The sequence below is a fragment of the Paenibacillus sp. FSL R7-0204 genome (assembly GCF_038002225.1).
GTDB lineage: Bacteria > Bacillota > Bacilli > Paenibacillales > Paenibacillaceae > Paenibacillus_AQ.
In genome coordinates, this window is record NZ_JBBOCA010000001.1 from 4,825,570 (window position 1) to 4,842,931 (window position 17,362).

The following is a 17,362-nucleotide window of genomic DNA, read 5'->3' on the forward strand; positions in this document are numbered from 1 at the left end:
CATTTGGACCTCACGCCTCCACACTGCCCATCCCACCAAAAAAAGGCTGCTCCCGGCGCGCAGTGCGCCACGGAGCAGCCCTTAAGTAATGCTTTTAATACATACCGCGTGCCTGCTTCAGCTTATTCGGCAGGAACGGGTTCCAGCACAGGCTGGAGATCCAGTTGCAGGTCTGGCTCAACCACACTTTCCGGCTGGATCACACTGTCAGTGATAGTGAGGTCCTGGGCGTCTGTGGTTTCCATCAGGGCTGACGAGCCGCCCAGGTATTGCTTCAGCCACTTCAGGGCAGGGCGCTCTGTACCGTTGGAATTCACCAGATGGGTATTGGCTGCCCAGGTCTGATTCTGGATGTAGCCCCACAGGGTTACGCCCTTAACGGAAGGATGGTTCCAGAGCACAGGGAATTTCTGTTGGTATCTGGCAAGCTGGGTGTTGTCATCACCGGTAATATCCAGCTCGGAGACATAGATTGGCAGGCCTGTTGCAGCAAGCTTACCCAGTACAGTATTCATGGTGCTCACACTAACATTATCCATATTGAAGTAGTGGCACTGAATGCCGATCCCGTCAATCAGTCCTCTGGACTTCAGGTGATTGATAATGGTCACATACTTATCGGCCGCGCTGGGGTCACCGATAATGCCATATTCATTGATGAGCAGCTTGGAATTCGGGAACGCTGCCCGGGCTTGCTGGAAGGACCAGATGACCCAATCCCAGCCGGTGCTTCCGTCACCGCCGATGGCATTGCGATACGAGGGCTTGGCATGCAGCGGTTCATTGACAACATCCACGAAGGCTGACTTGGCCGAATAACGCTGCCCTGCCTGAGTAATGAACGAGCTGATCTCCGCCTTCTGCTCCGCTGCCGGTAAGCCGGCAACCCAGTTAGGCTCCTGGCTACCCCAGACCAGGGTATGGAACTTGAACGGGATGTTTTTGCTTATAGCATAGTTATAGATCATGTCCGCATTGCCCCAGTTCATCTGGTTGCGGTTGCCTTCAATGGCTCCCCATTTGGTGCCGTTCTCAGGGGTGACCTGATTCCAATAAGTGGTGAAGTTGCTGGGAGCACTGCCTGCAATAATATTCCCCAGGAACTTCGATCCGTTGGTAATTGCTGCGCTGGCATTGCCTGCCATCACAGAGGTGAGCAGAACACTCGCTAGGGCGAGCCCGCCCACAACCTTCTTGATTCTATTCTTCAATTGAATACATCTCCTTTTTCGAATTGGGTTCAAATTCAAACAAGCTATTCCAGACGCAGATAATCAAAATCCGCATAGCCGCCCGCTGACTTCGTCGCATAATTGAACAACGCAAACCGGTAACCCATAAAGTGAGGCAGCGTATAAGACATCTGCAGCGTATTCCCTATGGATGTCCAGTTGTTGCCGTCCAGACTATAGGAGAAGTACGCCTTATCCGTCTGATTGGTGAAATCGCAGACCACCTTCAGATAGACTCTGTTCTGGCTGAGCGGCACATTCGCCACTTGAGTCATGGACCCGGAGCTGGCATTGACCATCACTATGGACTTGGAATTGCCGGACATCTTCACACCTACGAACCCGTATTTCGCCTGAAAAGCAGCCAGTCCGGCAACGTCCCCGTCCTTCATTCCGCCCGTCTCCAGAGCCGTGACGCCTGTGCTCTTCGGTCCGAACGTCCGCTGGGTCAGCGTGTTCCGGGCATCCAGCAGACTTGTGTTTACCTTGCCGGTCGTCAGCCGCATGAAGCCTTGGCGCTGAGTCAGCGACCACTTCGAGTTATCAGGATTGTGGTTCCACTGCCAGACCTTAGCCAGCCCTGAGCCTGAAGCAGGCGCCGTGAACTCGTCTGACGCGTACACCTTCTTCACCGGATACCCTTCGGCTGGCAGGTTCAGCGTCCGCGGCGCTTTACCCCCGCTTCCGAAGACCGGCCAGTTACCGGACCAGGTTACCGGCACCAGATACGGCATTCGTCCGACAGCCCCGCTATCCCTGAAGAGCATCGCGTACCAGGAGCCGGAAGGCGTGTCCACGATGCCGCCCTGGGCAATGCCCGAGTCGTTAAGCGACACTTGCCCTGTGTAACCTCCGGTTAAGCTGGTAGAGCGGTAGGTCAATTGGGTACGTCCGCTTCCCGAAGGCCAGCAGATCAGGAACACATAATAATAGCCGTTGATCTTCTGGATATGTGCGCCTTCGGCCTTCACAATGAAGTTCGAACCGGCAATATTGCTGGAATTCGGGATGATCACCTGACTGATTCCGCCGGACTTAATGGCCTTGGCATCTGCCGTCAGCTCAATCAGGCTGATATTATCAACTCCGTACACCAGGAAGACACGCCCATTGTCGAACAGCAGCGACGCATCGTGATAATAGCTGCCCAGGACCGATGAGGTCCACGGGCCATTTTCAATATTGGTAGTCTGATAGATATAAGTCCGGCCGGTTGAATTGGACCCGAAGGACACATAGTAGATCCCGTTATGGTATCTGAGGCTGCTTGCCCAGGAGCCCTTGCCATACTCATTCTGTCCATTGTTCAGATTCTGTGCATCGCCGTTTGCATACGTATCGTAGACATAATTCACGATCTCCCAGTTCACCAGATCATAGGACTTCATGATAGGGACTCCGGGGGTCATATGCATGGTTGTGCTGGTCATGTAATACACATTGCCTACCCTGATGACGTCATTGTCCGGGGCATCGGCATAAATGAACGGATTGGTAAAGGTCGCCGCCGCAGCCGTTGACGGATTGAACAGGATACCGAGCATGAGCGAGATTGCCAGCAAGTACAGCCCTGCCTTTTTAGCCATAATCCCATTCCTCCCGCCCCATTCCCTCGTCACTGGTTCCATTCAATATAATCCACATAGGCATCCCAGCTTCCATTGTCCGTGGTTACGACCAGCTTGACCTCCTGATTGCCGGTGGCATGGGCCACATTGGTCAACGTCTGTACCGAGGGCGTTGTTCCGCTGAAATTGAAGGAGCCAACGTTCACTCCGCCGATCAGCAGATCCACCCGCGCCGTAGAGGAATTGTTAGAAGCCCCCCGGACCGAGAAGTTATGCGTGCCGTAGGCATAATATTGATTGAACTGAGCAGCGTCATCATTCCCGTACAGCGCCACTCCGTTAAAAGGGGAAGTGATCTTGCCCGCATAGGTTCCGCTGAGCGTCATGTCCTCCGCTTCCACCTTGCTCACCGGAGGAGGTGTCGTGCCGCCATCACCGCCCGTCGAGAACTGCCAGTAATCGAAGTTGAACAAATTGCCGGAACCTGATCCGGTGAAGACCAGATAGAGCCTGTGCACCCCTGTCGCATTACTGACCGTGGTCTGCACCTCCTGCCAGGACTGCGCTCCTCCTGTATTAGGAACATTCAGCGTGCCGACCAGCGGGCCGGTTGCGCTGTCGAGCCGGATTTCGATCCGCCCGCCGCCTGTGGCTGAAGCCACATTCGCCTTGAAGCTGGAAGCGCCGGAGCCGAAATCGGCATTGCCCACGGCAACCCAGTCTCCATTGTTAATATTGGTCACATTCATATTGCTGACAGGACCGCCCGCAGCCTGCGTACGTTCCGTTGTAATGCCCGCGTTCCAGCCGATCGTCTCGGCTTCGACTCTGTTATATGGATTCAGATTGGAAATCTGGGCGATGCCCGCCATGTCTCCCTGAACCTCCTGGATGGTTCCGTTCGCATTATGGACCAGCTTGTTGATATGCGGAGAACGGTAGCCTTTGCCGTCACCGAGGACAGCCTTCGCCACAGTCTGAGCGTGATAGACTACATACCATTGGTTGTTGAAGTTAAATACCGCATGGTGGTTGTTGCCGCCTACCCCGAAGAAGGTGTAAGGATTCTTCAGGAAATGTCCGGTGTACGTAAAAGGTCCCATCGGACTGTTGCTGACCATATACCCGATTTCACCTGCCGGATAGGCAGCCGGGTGCGTACCGGAGAAGTTGAAGCAATACGAGTAATAATATTTGCCGCCGTACTTGTGGATGCCCGAATCCTCGAACATATAGGGAGCATCAATAGTGGAGGCGCTTCCAACAATGCTGGTCATATCCGCACCGAGTCTCAGCACGCGGGCTGTCTTGGGACTTGCAACAGATGCAGGGTCCGAAGTGTTGGGGATGCCCCCGCCCGCATACAGGTAGCCGCTGCCGTCGTCATCGACCAGCACCGCCGGGTCAAACAGCCAGGTCACCCCGGACATTCCCGGCGTACTGCCTGTCACCAGCGCTTTGCCCAGCGGATCGGACCATGGGCCAATCGGAGAGTTGGCTGTCAGTACCCCGATGCCTGATGCCCCGTTGGCGAAGTACAGGAAGAACTTGTCCTGTCCGTTGATTTTCTTCACGGCGGCTGAAGGCGCCCAGGAGAGCGAGGCCCATTTGGCAATACCTGCAGAACCGTTAACATTATTGGCTCCGGCTACCGGGATGGCGCCATGGTCTGTCCAGTTCACCATATCTGCCGAAGAGATGACATTGATTTTGTTCAATGCGCTGAAATCATTATCCTTCACGGTTCCGTTGCTGTTATAGACATAGGCATCACTCGACATATAGATATAGACTCTTCCGTTATACGTCAATGCGAAGGGATCGGCACCCAGTTTGTGGTCCATCAGCGGATTGGAATTTCCCGGCTGTTTGGCTGTGGCATTCCCTGCCGCCTGAGCAGACAGCATAGGCAGACAGCCCAGCAGCAAAACAAAGGTCATTGCAAGCACCGAGAGCTTTTTGAACATTGGCATTCTCCTCCATAACAATTTGTGTAAACCCTTTCAATCGGATGCGTTACTTATGCCGGAAGCTCACAATCCTCCCCTCCTATTGAATTACTTGAATGAATCTACTAATATTTGTTATTCGAGATCATCTTAATATACTTCTGCCCAATGAACAATGTAGATTTTTGTTTGAAAAGTTGAAATTTTTTGGTTTTTTGTCTTAATATTTACGGTTGTTGATCTCCATAGCGGCTAACTCCCGGGTGTATATATCCTCCGGGGTCACCATCCGCTTCGGCAGAGTCCGGCCAGCCATAATCTCCTTCACGGCCTGCATGAGCAGGGGACCGAGCAGCGGATTACATTCGACCACAGCGTTGATGCTGCCCGCCATCATCTGCTCGAATGCCCGCCGCGTCCCGTCCACCGACACAATAATAATATCCTCTCCCGGCACAAGTCCGGCCTCCTTAATAGCCTCTACCGCGCCAATTGCCATATCGTCATTATGGGAATAGAGCACCTGCGGCCACTGCTCCTTCGGCTGCTGCAGAAAGGTCTTCATCACTTCATGACCGCCGCTGCGCGTGAAATCCGCTGGAGCACTGAGGGTAATCTGCAGGTTCAGCTGATCGTCAAGCATCTTGCGGAACCCGCGCCCGCGGTCGATGGACGGCGTTGAGCCTACGGTTCCCTGCAATTCGGCAATGCGGATCTCCCCGTTGTGATGGCGCATCTTGTCCCTAACATACTTGGCAGCCTTCACTCCTTCTTCATAGAAGTCAGAGCCGATGAACGTGACATAGAGCGAGCTGTCCGGTACATTCACTGAACGGTCCAGGATAATCACCGGAATTCCGGCCTGCTTAATCTCCAGCAGAATCGGCTCCCAGCCGGTCTGCACCACAGGCGCAATGGCAATCACATCGACTCCGCTGCGGATAAAAGAACGGATGGCTTCGAACTGCTGCTGCTGATCCTGCTCGGCGTTCTTCAGCAGCAGCGTAATTCCCGCCTCCCCGGCGGCTTCGCGGATCGAGGCGGTGTTCGCTTCCCGCCAGGTACTCTCCGACCCGAGCTGGGAGAAGCCCAGCACGATTGGCTTGTTGTCAGCGGCGATCTCCGCTGCCGATGGCAGCAGGCCTGTAAGGGCCGCAGGAGAAGGCCCCTGCATTGGCAGCGCCTGTTGCCCGCCGTTATTCCCGCCACCCGTGCAGCCGCCTGTCAGCATCATTGTTAGGACGAAGAACAACAGCACCAGGCACTCTTTTACCGTTCGCAAGCAGATCCCCCCTTCCGTATGATAGCGATTACAATTATATTGCAAGTGGAAACGGCTTTGCCTTCCTTTTAAAGGACGGTACCGTTTCGGCGAGAAATAGAAGGATAATGTATAGCGTGAAACCTATACATTATTATATTTCAAAAAAATGGGGAGACAAGTATAATTTGTCTCCCCACTCTGCTTATTCTTTTAAAGTCAGCCGCCTGGAGCTTAGCACCCGCTGCAGCAGGATGAAGATGAACAGCAGCAGGCCGATGACAATCTTCGTCCACCAGGAGCTGAGTGTGCCCTCGAAGCTGATAATCGTCTGAATCACACCCTGAATCAGTACCCCGAAGAAGGTACCCAGCACATATCCGACCCCTCCGGTCAGCAGTGTGCCGCCAATGACGACCGCTGCAATGGTGTCCAGCTCGAAGCCAACGGCATGCAGCCCGTAACCCGACAGCATATAAAAGGTGAACACCACACCTGCCAGCGCCGAGCATAGCCCGCTAAGCGTATAGACCAGCACCTTGGTTCTCGCCACGGGCAGCCCCATCAGCAGCGCTGACTGCTCACTGCCACCAAGTGCATACACATTGCGTCCGAACCGGGTATAGTGAGCCGTGAAGATAGCAACTGCTACGACAAGTATAGCGATAACAGCGCTGATGGACAGGAAGCTGCCGCCCGGCAGTGGAATCCGAGTCTGGGCCATGGCGGTATAGAAGGTATTATCGATAGTAATGGTATCGATGCTGATGACATAGCATAAGCCCCGGGCCAGGAACATTCCGGCCAGTGTGACGATGAATGGCTGGATGGCGAAATAATGGATAATCGCTCCCATAATCGTGCCAAATACAGCGCCCATCAGGAGTACCAGCGGGATGACCACGGCGGGCGGCCAGCCCTGCTGCTGCACGAGGCTCGCCGAGACCATTGTGGATAACGCAATCACAGAGCCGACCGACAGATCGATGCCGCCAGACAGAATAACGAACGACATGCCCACCGCCGTGATTAGCAGAAAGGCATTGTCAACCAGCAGATTCATCAGCACCTGAAGGGAGAAGAAGCCGGTGTACCGGAAAGAACCGGCGGTGAACATGACGATGAAGAGCAGAATGGTGACAACAATCGGAATATACTTGCGGTTAAGAGACATGACGGCTCATCTCCTTCTCAGCGGGGTAATGCCGCGACTTCCAGCGGGCGGCAACCGCGGCGCGGAAGGTGTCAGACTGGATCAGGCAGACGGCCAGGACGACACAGGCCTTAACAACCAGCGTAATCTCCGGCGGGACGCCGATCATATAGATGGTGGTGGTCAGCGTCTGGATGATCAGCGCTCCGATCACAGTACCGGTCAGATAGAAACGGCCGCCGTTGAGCGACGTCCCGCCGATGACCACAGCCAGAATAGCGTCCAGCTCATACCAGAGACCGGCATTGTTGCCGTCAGCGCTGGAGACATTCGAGCTGAGCAGCAGGCCGGCGATGCCGGCGCATAGCCCGCAGAACACATAGACGGCCAGTATAACTAAGTGGGCACGGATGCCGGACATCTTGCTGGCGGCCGGATTACAGCCCACCGATTCGATGAACAGGCCGAGGGCCGTCCGCCGGGTAAGCAGCAGGGCAATCACCAGAACCAGCGCTACGACAAAAATAGAGAAGGGCAGCGCAGCAAGTGAACCGGACCCGATATACGCATACTTAGTGCTGGTTACCGTAATAATCTGTCCGCCGGTAATGAGCTGGGCGATACCCCTTCCCGCAACCATCAGAATCAGCGTGGCAATAATCGGCTGAATCCCGGCCCCGGAGACCAGCAGTCCGTTCCAGGCTCCCAGCATCAGGGACAGGCCTGCGGCCAGCAGCACTGAGGTCAGGATCAGCCCCATACTGTTCTGATCCGCTCCCCTGCTGATACTCAAGCATGCGATAGCGCCCGAGATGGCTACTATGGAACCGACCGACAGGTCGATCCCCTTGGTAGCGACTACCAGCGTCATTCCGATAGCTACGAGGATCAGCGGGGCACCGAAGTTCAGTATATCGATCAAGCTGCCGTATAAATGCCCGTCATGGACGGTGATGGAGAAGAAATCCGGCGAATAACACAGGTTGAACAGCAGCAGCGCAGCCAGTACGCACAGCGGCCAGAATAAATGATGCTTCATTACTACGCTCATGATTGGTTCAGCCTCCCGCAATCGCCTGCATAATCTGCTGCTGGCTCATGTCTTTCTCTGATATTTCCTTCACCTTGCGGCGGTCGCGCAGAATGGCGATCCGGTCGCTGACCCGCAGCACCTCCTCCAGCTCCGAGGAGATGAACAGGAACGACATTCCCTGCCGGGAGAGCGTCAGCACCAGCTTCTGAATCTCTGCTTTGGCTCCGATGTCTATCCCCCGCGTCGGCTCATCGAGGATGAACAACTCCGGCTCCGTCAGCAGCCAGCGGGCCAGCAGCACCTTCTGCTGATTGCCGCCGCTGAGATTCTTGATCAGGTGATCCGGGCTGGGAGGATTGATATTCAGCATGCGGATGTATTCTCCGGCCAGCTGCTCCTGCCGCCCACGCGAGATCGTCTTGAACATTCCATCCTTGGCCTGGAGCGCCAGAATAATGTTCTCTCTTACCGTCAGATCGCCGATGATCCCCTCGGTCTTGCGGTTCTCCGAGCAGAAAGCGATCCGCCGTCCTATGGCTTCCCGGGGAGAGTGCACCCCGCCGCCAGTTGACGGCAGGATCACTTGCCCGAAGTCCGGCTTGTCGGCACCGAACAACAGGCGTGCCGCCTCCGTCCGCCCGGAACCCAGCAGCCCGGCCAGTCCGACGACCTCTCCCTTACGGATATTCAGGTCGAACGGCTCGATCCCGCCCCGGCGGCCCAGCCCTTCCGCCCTCAGCAGCTCATCGCCCAGGCTGTTCTTGTCCTGTGCCGCAAGCGTTGGCAGCTCATCCAGCAGATGAAGCTCCTTGCCGATCATTTTGAGTACGAGATCCAGGCGGCTTAGCTCGTTCGCCATGTATTCACCGACCAGCTCGCCGCCGCGCAGAATAGTGACCCGGTCGGAGATTTCATACATCTGGTCCAGAAAATGCGTCACAAACAGGATCGACAGCCCCTCCTGCTGAAGCTTCCTCATAATACGGAACAGCTGATCCACTTCGTTCTGATCCAGGCTTGAGGTCGGCTCATCCAGAATCAGCACCTTCGCCGAGATATTCAGCGCTCTGGCTATGGCAACCAATTGCTGAACTGCAACAGAGTAGCTCTGCAGGGGAAGAGTGACGTCAATGTTCAGATTCATCCGTTCCCGGAGCAGCTCCGCGGCCCGCAGGTTCATCTGCTTCCACTGGATGCAGCCGAACCGCCGCGGCTCCCGGCCGATGAAAATATTCTCGGCCACGGTCAGGTTGGGGCACAGATTCACCTCCTGATACACGGTGCTGATGCCCGCAGCCTGCGATTCCTGCGGGCTGCGCATGGAGATGGCTGTGCCCTCCATTTCCACAAGGCCTTCATCAATTGAATAGACGCCGGTCAGCACCTTGATCAAGGTGGATTTACCGGCGCCATTCTCGCCCATCAAGGCATGCACCTCGCCGGGGAACAGGCGCAGACTCACATCTGTCAGGGCTTTCACCCCCGGAAACCGTTTATGTATCCGGGTCATTTGCAGTATGGGCTGCTGTGTGCTCATAGCTATATCCGCTCCTTATTCTCCATAGACAACCGCTCCGGCGGTTCAAGGACCGCCGGAGCAAGTTTTCTACCCGACTTACTGCTATATAAAACGCACTTAAGGTTTGAACTCGAAGCTTGGTCGTCACTGCGGTGAACATTTGGACTTCCGGCCGCTGTTGTCAACAGATTTCTTGATTTAATCCGCTCTTCGCGGTTGAAATCCGTTGACAAAGGCGGACGCTGCCGCTCCTCCAGTTCCAAATTTCCCCTCCGCTTCTTTTTGCTTTTCGTTAATTTCTTTAGTGTGTCTTATATAGTATTTAATACTGGCGGCTAGGCAAAGCTTCCTTGGCCTGCTCGGAAGTGAAGGTGGTCTCCTCGGTCACGATCCGGGCCTCTACCGGCTTGCCGTCGACCACATCTTTAACTACCTGCATCAGCTGAGGTCCAAGCAGCGGGTTGCACTCAACGATGAAGTTGATTTTACCTTCACTGGCTGCCTGCATGCCGTCCTTCACGGCATCGACAGAGATGATCTTGATATCCTGGCCCGGCTTCAGGCCTGCTGCTTCAATCGCCTGAATCGCCCCCAGCGCCATATCGTCGTTATGGGCATACAGCACATCGATATCCTTATTGGCCTTCAGGAAGGCCTGCATGACTTCCTTGCCCTTGGCGCGGGTGAAGTCGCCGGTCTGTGAAGCAATGACCTTGAGGTGCGGGTTATCCTTAATGGTCTCAGCGAAGCCTGCCATCCGGTCATTGGCCGGAGCAGAGCCTGTAGTTCCCTGCAGCTCCACAATATTAACGTCCTCTGAGGCATCCTTATACTGCTCGGTCAGCCACTTCCCTGCCTTGCGGCCTTCTTCCACGAAATCGGAGCCCAGGAAGGTAACATACAGTGAGGTATCCTTGGAATCCACCGCACGGTCTGTCAGAACAACCGGGATGCCCGCAGCCTTAGCCTCCTTCAGCACCGTATCCCAGCCGGATTCTACTACCGGAGAGAAGGAGATGACATCGACCTTTTGCTGGATAAAAGAACGCAGTGCCTTAATCTGATTCTCCTGCTTCTGCTGGGCATCCGAGAATTTCAGCGTGTAGCCTGCTTCCTTGGCTGAATCCTGAATGGACTTCGTATTCGCGCTGCGCCAGCCGCTCTCCGCCCCAACCTGTGAGAAGCCGAGCGTGATGTCCTTGGCCTCTTTGGTGGCATTTGCCGCCGGCGCCTTCGTTGCTGCACTGTCTGTCTTACCCGCATCCGCCGCCGTGTTCCCGCCGTTATTGCTGCTGCATGCCCCTAACAGGGTCATGGACAGGGTCAGGGCCAGCACAGCCCCCACTTTTCCAAGCTTCTTCATATCTCCTTATTCCTCCCCCTTGACGTTCACCTTGTTCCGGTGTTGTGCCCATTATAGAACGCTTACAGAAGAGCATTATACGGGCAGCCTTTGGCGTTTACTTTCTAATTTTGGGTTTATTCCCTCCGAATAGGTATTTTGGTGTACTTTTTTATTCAAAAGGTGGATATTTTGTTTGCGCTTTCTTTTTTGTTTCGGTATTCCAATATTTGTTATAAAATAGAGTTAGGACCGGCATCTACTCTACTTGTGAAAGGGAATTCCCGATAATGCGGATTACACGCTGGATCTCCTCCAGTCTTAGAGCCAAACTGCTGGCTTTGTTCATAGTGCTGTCCACCATACCGCTGATTGCCGTCGGCCTCATTTCCTACCAGAAATCCTACCAATCCATTTCCAGTCACAGCAAGGCTTCAAGCATGCTTCAGGCCGATATGCTGGGAACGAATATGGACAACCTGTTCAAGGATACCGAGCGTCTGCTGGAGCTTAGCAATAATCCTCAGGTCATCCACTTTCTGTTCTCACAGTCGGAGACCTATCAGGAGGCCAAGGACATTCTGCAGACCTTCACCCTCTACCGGGACACCTACAAGTATGAGAATGTGCTCAACATCAGCCTGATTAATCTGTACGGCAAAGGCATCAGCGAGCGCCGGGGAATCTTCCAGTCGGCCAGCAACCCGCTGCGCAATCCGCATTTTCAGGCATTATCCCAGAATCCGGAGCTGATCCTCCGGGTGCCTCCACCGCTGATTACCGGCTATGACCGGGTAGACGGCTTCACCTACGGGGATGAGGGCGTGATCTCGATTATGAAGGCGGTCAAGCAGCGGATTACACATGAGGTCATTGGCTATATCATTGTGGATCTGAACGATTCCTTCATTAAAGAGTTCTGCGACAAGGTGACGATCGGCACTACCGGATTCTTCTACCTGCTGGACGAGCAGAACAATCCCCTCTATGTCCCTCCTGTGCGGGCGGGGGAGCTGGCCGTTATTCAGGACAACCTGATTCCTGCGGGGGAACGGGGCAGAAGCGGCAGCTTCGTGCTTCAGACGGGCGGACCGCCCCGGTTCATCGTCCATACCTCGTCGCTGGCGACAGGCTGGACGATTATCGGCATAGCCCCGCTGCAGGAGATTGTGGCCGAGGCGAACCGGATCAGGCAGCTGATTATTATCAGCGTGGGCTTAAGCATTATTTTTGCAATCACGCTCCATTATCTGCTGACCCGGCGGCTAACCCGGCCCATCCAGCTGCTCCAGCACAAGATGCGCCTGACCGCAAGTGGCTATCTGGAAGCCAAAGTCAAGCCGGACGGTACCGATGAGATCGCCGATCTCGGGCAGAGCTTCAACATCATGGTCGAGCAGATCAAAGAGCTGCTGGCCCAGAGCATCCGTAAACAGCAGCAGCTGCAAAAGGCGGAGCTGCGGACGCTTCAGGCGCAGATTAACCCTCATTTTCTATATAACACGCTGGATTCTATTGTCTGGATGGCAGAAGCGGGGAATCACGATGGCGTGATCAGGCTGGTGAAGGCGTTATCCGCGTTCTTCCGGCTTAGCCTCAACAACGGGCGCGACTGGGTACAGATCCGCTCCGAGCTTGCCCATGTGCAGAGCTATCTGATTATTCAGCAGATGCGCTACCACGACATCCTGGAGTTCAAGGTGGAGGTGGCGGAGGAGCTGCAGGAGTATCCGATTCTGAATATGACCCTGCAGCCGCTGGTTGAGAACGCCCTCTATCACGGAATTAAGAATAAGCGGGGCAAGGGACTGATCCGCATAGGCGGGTACACCGACGGCGGCACCATTATGCTTACGGTGTCGGACAATGGCATCGGCATTCCCGACGGGCGGCTTGCGGCGCTGCGGGAATCGGTTGAGCAACCCATCCAGTCGGAGGAACCCGAGGACACCGGCCAGGGCGGCTTCGGCCTGCAGAATGTGCATCAGCGGCTGCGGCTGTATTTTGGGCCCGAATATGGTATCCGTCTGGACAGCACGGAAGGCTATGGCACACAGATTACGGTTCGCATACCCAAGAACAGGGGGGTCTAGTGATGAAGAAGATTATGCTGGTGGATGACGAGATCCTGATCCGCGAGAATATCCGGGAATGCATCGATTGGGAGAAGGAGGGCTTCCTCTATTGCGGTGACGCTCCCGATGGGGAGCTGGCGCTCCCTATCATTGAAGCGCAGCTGCCCGACATTCTGATTACCGATATCAAGATGCCGTTCATGAACGGCCTGGAGCTTACCTCTGTCGTCCGCCAGAAATTCCCGCAGATCAAAATCATCATTCTCAGCGGCCATGATGACTTCCAGTATGCCCAGAAGGCGCTGCGTCTGGGGGTGGAGGACTACTGCCTGAAGCCGTTCAGCGCAGCCGACCTGCTACAGCTCCTGCGTAGCGTCAGCGCCAGAATTGACGAGGAACTAAGAATCAGGCACAAATATGCCTACACCCCCGAGAATCTGTTCGCGGATCTGTGCGGAGGCCTGATCAGCACCGCTGCCGCCTACGAAGCGGCGGCACAGCTTGAGCTGCAGTTAACAGCTCCTTACTACGCCGCCGCTATATTTACTCTGCAACCGCAGAATATGGAGCAGTCTCCGGAGCCTCCCCCCGCTTCACCAGATGCAGAGGCGCTGTTAGCGGGTCTGCTGAAGGAGGCGATTGACAGCTTCATTTACAAACGCAGCCGCACAGAGATGGTCCTGATCTATAAAGGCAGTGATCCGGTCCAGATGAACCAGACTCTGGATGACCTGTGCGCGGCTGCGAAGCATCGTCTAAGGGAAAGCTGCGGGCTGGAGCTGTCCGTCAGCCGGGGCAAGGTCTGCGAACGTCTTCAGGGCATCCACCTCTCCTATCTGGAGGCCGAGAATGACCGGATGTTCAAGCAGATGTCCAGAATGCATTCCACCGCCATGCTTGAGGCGTATTATGACCCTAGCGCCCATGGGGTTCTGCTCGACAGAAGCCGGCTGGTCCAGTTCCTGAAGTCAGGCGACCACAGGCAGATGTCCGGCTTCCTGCTGGAGCTGTCCAAGGAGCTTGAGCAAATGAACTGGAACTCAGGATATGCCTGTTACCTGATGAACGATATCACCCTGGAGCTGGTCCAGACGGCGAAGAACGGATTCCGTGCAGCTGCGGGCCACGCCGGCATACTCCAAGAATTGCAGACACAGCTGAAGCAAATCTCCAGTAGTGACGATGGCCTTCAGTATCTCAAACAGTTATACGAGCGGCTATGGGAATGGCGTTCCGAAGGAGCAGACAAGCACCGTGAGCTGATTGACCGGGTGAAGCAATATATCCTTGAGCAATACGACAAGGAGCAGCTCTCCCTGAATGACATCTCCAAAGTGGTCAGGGTCAGTCCCAGCCATCTGAGCAAGACCTTCAGTCAGGCGACCGGGCAGACCATCACGGAATTCCTGACGGCTACACGTATGGACCGGGCCAAGGAGCTGCTGAAATCCACGGGGCACAAAACCTTTGAAATCGCTTATCTGGTCGGCTATAACGATCAGCATTATTTCTCCAACCTGTTCAAAAAAGTAACGGGGATGACGCCCATGGAATTCCGCAGGCAGGGAAATACCGGGGAGCAGCTGCAAACGTTCCGCAGAGGGGCGGGAAATGCGTGAGTGTTAACAGGCTTCGGGGATGGTCCGTGGTTCTCCTGCTGCTGACGGCAGGCTTCCTGCTTGGCGGCTGTCTTAAGGCTGCCGGAGCAACGGATACTCCTCCGATAGGCGCGGGAGATTCCCCGTCAAGCACGAGTGAAGAACCTCCGCTGACCTTCGGCATTATCTACCCTATGGTGAATGCCACTTACGAGATGATCACCGGAAAAGCGGAAGAAGTAGCCCGGAAGCATAACGTGGAGCTGCTGGTGCAAGCTCCCGATGAAGCCAATCTGGAGCAGCAGATCCGCATCATGGAGATGATGATTAAGCGGGGGGTAGACGGCATTGCGATTGCACCGGTGGATTCGCAGGCAATCACCGCCATGATTAACAAAGCGGCCGCCCAAGGGATACCCGTGGTCTGCTTCGAATCGGATTCACCTGCCAGCCGGAGAGCAGCCTATATCGGGGCGGATAACCGGGCAACCGGCACAGTGATGGGACAGACGGTGGAACGTCTGCTAAGCGGCAAAGGAATGATTCTGGTGGAGTCCGGGATGTCCCGGATGCAGAGCACCCGGGAACGTCTGCTTGGACTTGAGGCTTACCTGACTCAGCATACAGACATCGATGTACTGGAGATCCGCCACAATGACGGCAGTGAGGAGCGGGCTGCCGGGCAGCTGGAGCAGATGATCTCAGACCATCCCCATTTCAGCGCGCTGGTCAATCTGGATTTTGTCTCCAGCACCAGCTCTGTCCTGGTCTGGAAGGCCAAGGGTCTGAAGCGTTATAACCTCGCCCTCGGCCTCACCCCTGCCTTGCAGCAGGCGCTGGATAACGGCCAGATTACCCGGGTGATCTCACAGAACGAGCAAAACTGGGGCGAGGATATCATCAACACGCTGCTTCTGCAGGCCAAAGGCTTAGACACAGCCAAATGGATCAACACGGATATTGCGATTATCGGGGAGTAGCCTTTAATAATCTCCGGCGCTCAGCTTCAGAATCGTGCCGGTGGAAGCCGGAATGACATCCGCATAACTCCCCAGTCCGAAATAGAAATCGCCACCCTGTTCCTCGAAGGAACGGGCGAATGTATCCCGGCTGAAGCGGAAGACTTCACTCCAGTCTTCCCCGGCGGCTGCGAAGCTGGCAGCATTTTTGCGGTAAACAACATTCATATATTGTCCTGAGGCTTCCTTCACGTAACCGAGCACATATACCGTCTCCCCGCGCTCCAGAATATCCATTGGCACTACAGCAGAGTCAGGCAACTGTTCCTTGCGCACATTCTGGAAGTTAGTCCCGGCCGAGAACAGTCCCTGGGGGATAGCTTGATGATCGTTATAGATCACCCCTGCAATATAGAGCAGCCGGTCGTTCACCGGGGTCGTACGCAGGAGCTTCAGCCATGGCTGGCCGCTGACACCGGGAACATTCACTTCACCCGCTTTGATAACGAAGCTGAGCCCCGGGAACAACTGGGTACTGGTAAAAGTCAGCTTGGACGTCTGAATCCCCCCGCTGGTGTTCTGCTTGATGGAGGTCATATACCCCTTCTCATTTGCAATTCCCTGGGTCTTCCCTGCCGTAGCCGAGGAAGCGAACAGTGTGTCGCCAAGCTCGAACAGATTGTAAGCACGCATAATACCGTACTGGGAGACCAAGCCGAAGCGGGTCCAGGTTGCTCCCCTGTTCGAAGACACGTAAATCAGAGGCCCTTCGTTAGCACCCAGTGCTGCGTAGAGCTTGCCTTTGTAGTACGCCATGTCGTACACATGGATACCTCCGGGAATGTTCATGTATTGATCCCAGTGATCTCCGTTCAGCCGATAAAAATTCCCGTAAGCCCACCCCGGTACTCTGGAGTCATGCCCGGGAATATACAGCTCCCCGTTCAGCACCTTGAAGGTATCGATCTGCTCATCCATGACATAGACATTGGTGGTCACCTTGCCTGTCGCCGGGTTCGTATACGTAACGTCCTGGACAGAGAATTTATTCTGGGCAAGATCCCAGTAATAGATTGGAACCGGCCCCGCATTGGGCGAAGGCGCATTGTTGCTGCTGTTGCCGTGGCCCAGATAGATTTTGCCGCCAAAAAGCTGCATGTCCCAGACATTACGCGCGTAAGCCGCTTTCTTGAACGGGCTGCCCAGCACTGTAATGGAAGAACTGACGTCCACAGCAGCCGAAGCTGCAGCCTCTGACCCGGTAACCTGTCCACTCTGGACAGGCGAAGCCAGTACCTGCTCCCCTCCTGGATATGATACAGCACCCAGCAGCATAACCCCCGCACACAATCGGCTTATATGTTTTATTACTCCACGCATAGTAAATCCTCCTAATCTTTGGAATGAAGCAATGATAAACTAATTATTTGTAAAAAAGAAGCTGTACAGGAAATATTAGTACTTCTGGTATAACAGCAAGGTAAACGCGTAGCGGCTGGGCTGGGCGGGAAGACCCAGAGTTGCGGGATGCGGGATGCTATGTATTAGAGAGGATGAATAGTTGAGTAATTCAAGCAGTAAACAAATGGAAAAGTGTATCTTAATTCGCCGGTTTCCGTGAAATGTCCGGAAGCAAGTGGATAAACAGCATCTAATTTTTCCAGTTTCGCTAC

Annotated in this window: 12 protein-coding genes; 3 read left to right on the plus strand and 9 right to left on the minus strand. The window is 54.8% G+C overall.

Annotation, left to right across the window (positions count from 1 at the left end; genetic code table 11):
* Positions 1–122: 122 nt before the first annotated feature.
* The 8 genes from MKX42_RS21480 to MKX42_RS21515 all read right to left on the minus strand — a co-directional run bounded on the left by MKX42_RS21480 (position 123) and on the right by MKX42_RS21515 (position 11,078).
* Positions 123–1,211 carry an endo-1,4-beta-xylanase gene (locus tag MKX42_RS21480; RefSeq protein WP_340754445.1) on the minus strand — a complete coding sequence of 363 codons (1,089 nt, stop codon included), beginning with the start codon at positions 1,209–1,211 and terminating at the stop codon, positions 123–125.
* Between the two features lie 44 nt (positions 1,212–1,255).
* The gene (locus MKX42_RS21485; RefSeq protein ID WP_340754447.1) at positions 1,256–2,818 is read right to left on the minus strand and encodes a glycoside hydrolase family 43 protein; all 1,563 of its coding nucleotides are present in this window, start codon (positions 2,816–2,818) and stop codon (positions 1,256–1,258) included.
* Between the two features lie 29 nt (positions 2,819–2,847).
* Entirely contained in the window at positions 2,848–4,767 is a 1,920-nt protein-coding gene (locus MKX42_RS21490; RefSeq protein ID WP_340754449.1) for a carbohydrate-binding protein, read from the minus strand.
* 202 nt (positions 4,768–4,969) lie between these two features.
* Entirely contained in the window at positions 4,970–6,031 is a 1,062-nt protein-coding gene (locus MKX42_RS21495) for an ABC transporter substrate-binding protein (protein WP_340754451.1), read from the minus strand.
* A gap of 184 nt (positions 6,032–6,215) precedes the next feature.
* Positions 6,216–7,184 carry a galactofuranose ABC transporter, permease protein YjfF gene (gene yjfF / locus MKX42_RS21500; RefSeq protein WP_340754454.1) on the minus strand — a complete coding sequence of 323 codons (969 nt, stop codon included), beginning with the start codon at positions 7,182–7,184 and terminating at the stop codon, positions 6,216–6,218.
* On the minus strand, positions 7,174–8,214 hold the full coding sequence (locus MKX42_RS21505) for an ABC transporter permease (RefSeq protein WP_340754456.1): 1,041 nt from the start codon (positions 8,212–8,214) through the stop codon (positions 7,174–7,176). The genes yjfF and MKX42_RS21505 overlap by 11 nt, the downstream gene beginning before the upstream one ends.
* 7 nt (positions 8,215–8,221) lie before the next feature.
* A complete protein-coding gene (locus MKX42_RS21510; RefSeq protein ID WP_340754458.1) occupies positions 8,222–9,733 on the minus strand; it encodes a sugar ABC transporter ATP-binding protein in 1,512 nt (503 codons plus the stop codon).
* A gap of 304 nt (positions 9,734–10,037) precedes the next feature.
* Complete coding sequence (locus MKX42_RS21515; RefSeq protein WP_036729933.1) at positions 10,038–11,078, minus strand: ABC transporter substrate-binding protein; 1,041 nt, start codon at positions 11,076–11,078, stop codon at positions 10,038–10,040.
* A gap of 269 nt (positions 11,079–11,347) precedes the next feature.
* Between MKX42_RS21515 and MKX42_RS21520 the strand changes: the two genes are divergently transcribed.
* From MKX42_RS21520 to MKX42_RS21530, 3 genes are read left to right on the plus strand one after another with little or no spacing between them, the layout of a single operon-like run.
* The gene (locus MKX42_RS21520) at positions 11,348–13,150 is read left to right on the plus strand and encodes a cache domain-containing sensor histidine kinase (protein ID WP_340754460.1); all 1,803 of its coding nucleotides are present in this window, start codon (positions 11,348–11,350) and stop codon (positions 13,148–13,150) included.
* Positions 13,151–13,152: 2 nt separating this feature from the next.
* Positions 13,153–14,751, plus strand: a complete 1,599-nt coding sequence (locus MKX42_RS21525) for a response regulator transcription factor (RefSeq protein ID WP_340754462.1) — start codon at positions 13,153–13,155, stop codon at positions 14,749–14,751.
* Entirely contained in the window at positions 14,748–15,710 is a 963-nt protein-coding gene (locus MKX42_RS21530; protein WP_340754463.1) for a sugar ABC transporter substrate-binding protein, read from the plus strand. Before MKX42_RS21525 ends, MKX42_RS21530 begins: the two co-directional genes overlap by 4 nt.
* Positions 15,711–15,713: 3 nt before the next feature.
* On the opposite strand, the gene MKX42_RS21535 is transcribed toward MKX42_RS21530, so the two are convergent.
* Positions 15,714–17,069, minus strand: coding sequence for a hypothetical protein (locus MKX42_RS21535; RefSeq protein ID WP_340754464.1), 1,356 nt, complete (start codon positions 17,067–17,069; stop codon positions 15,714–15,716).
* Positions 17,070–17,362: the final 293 nt, after the last annotated feature.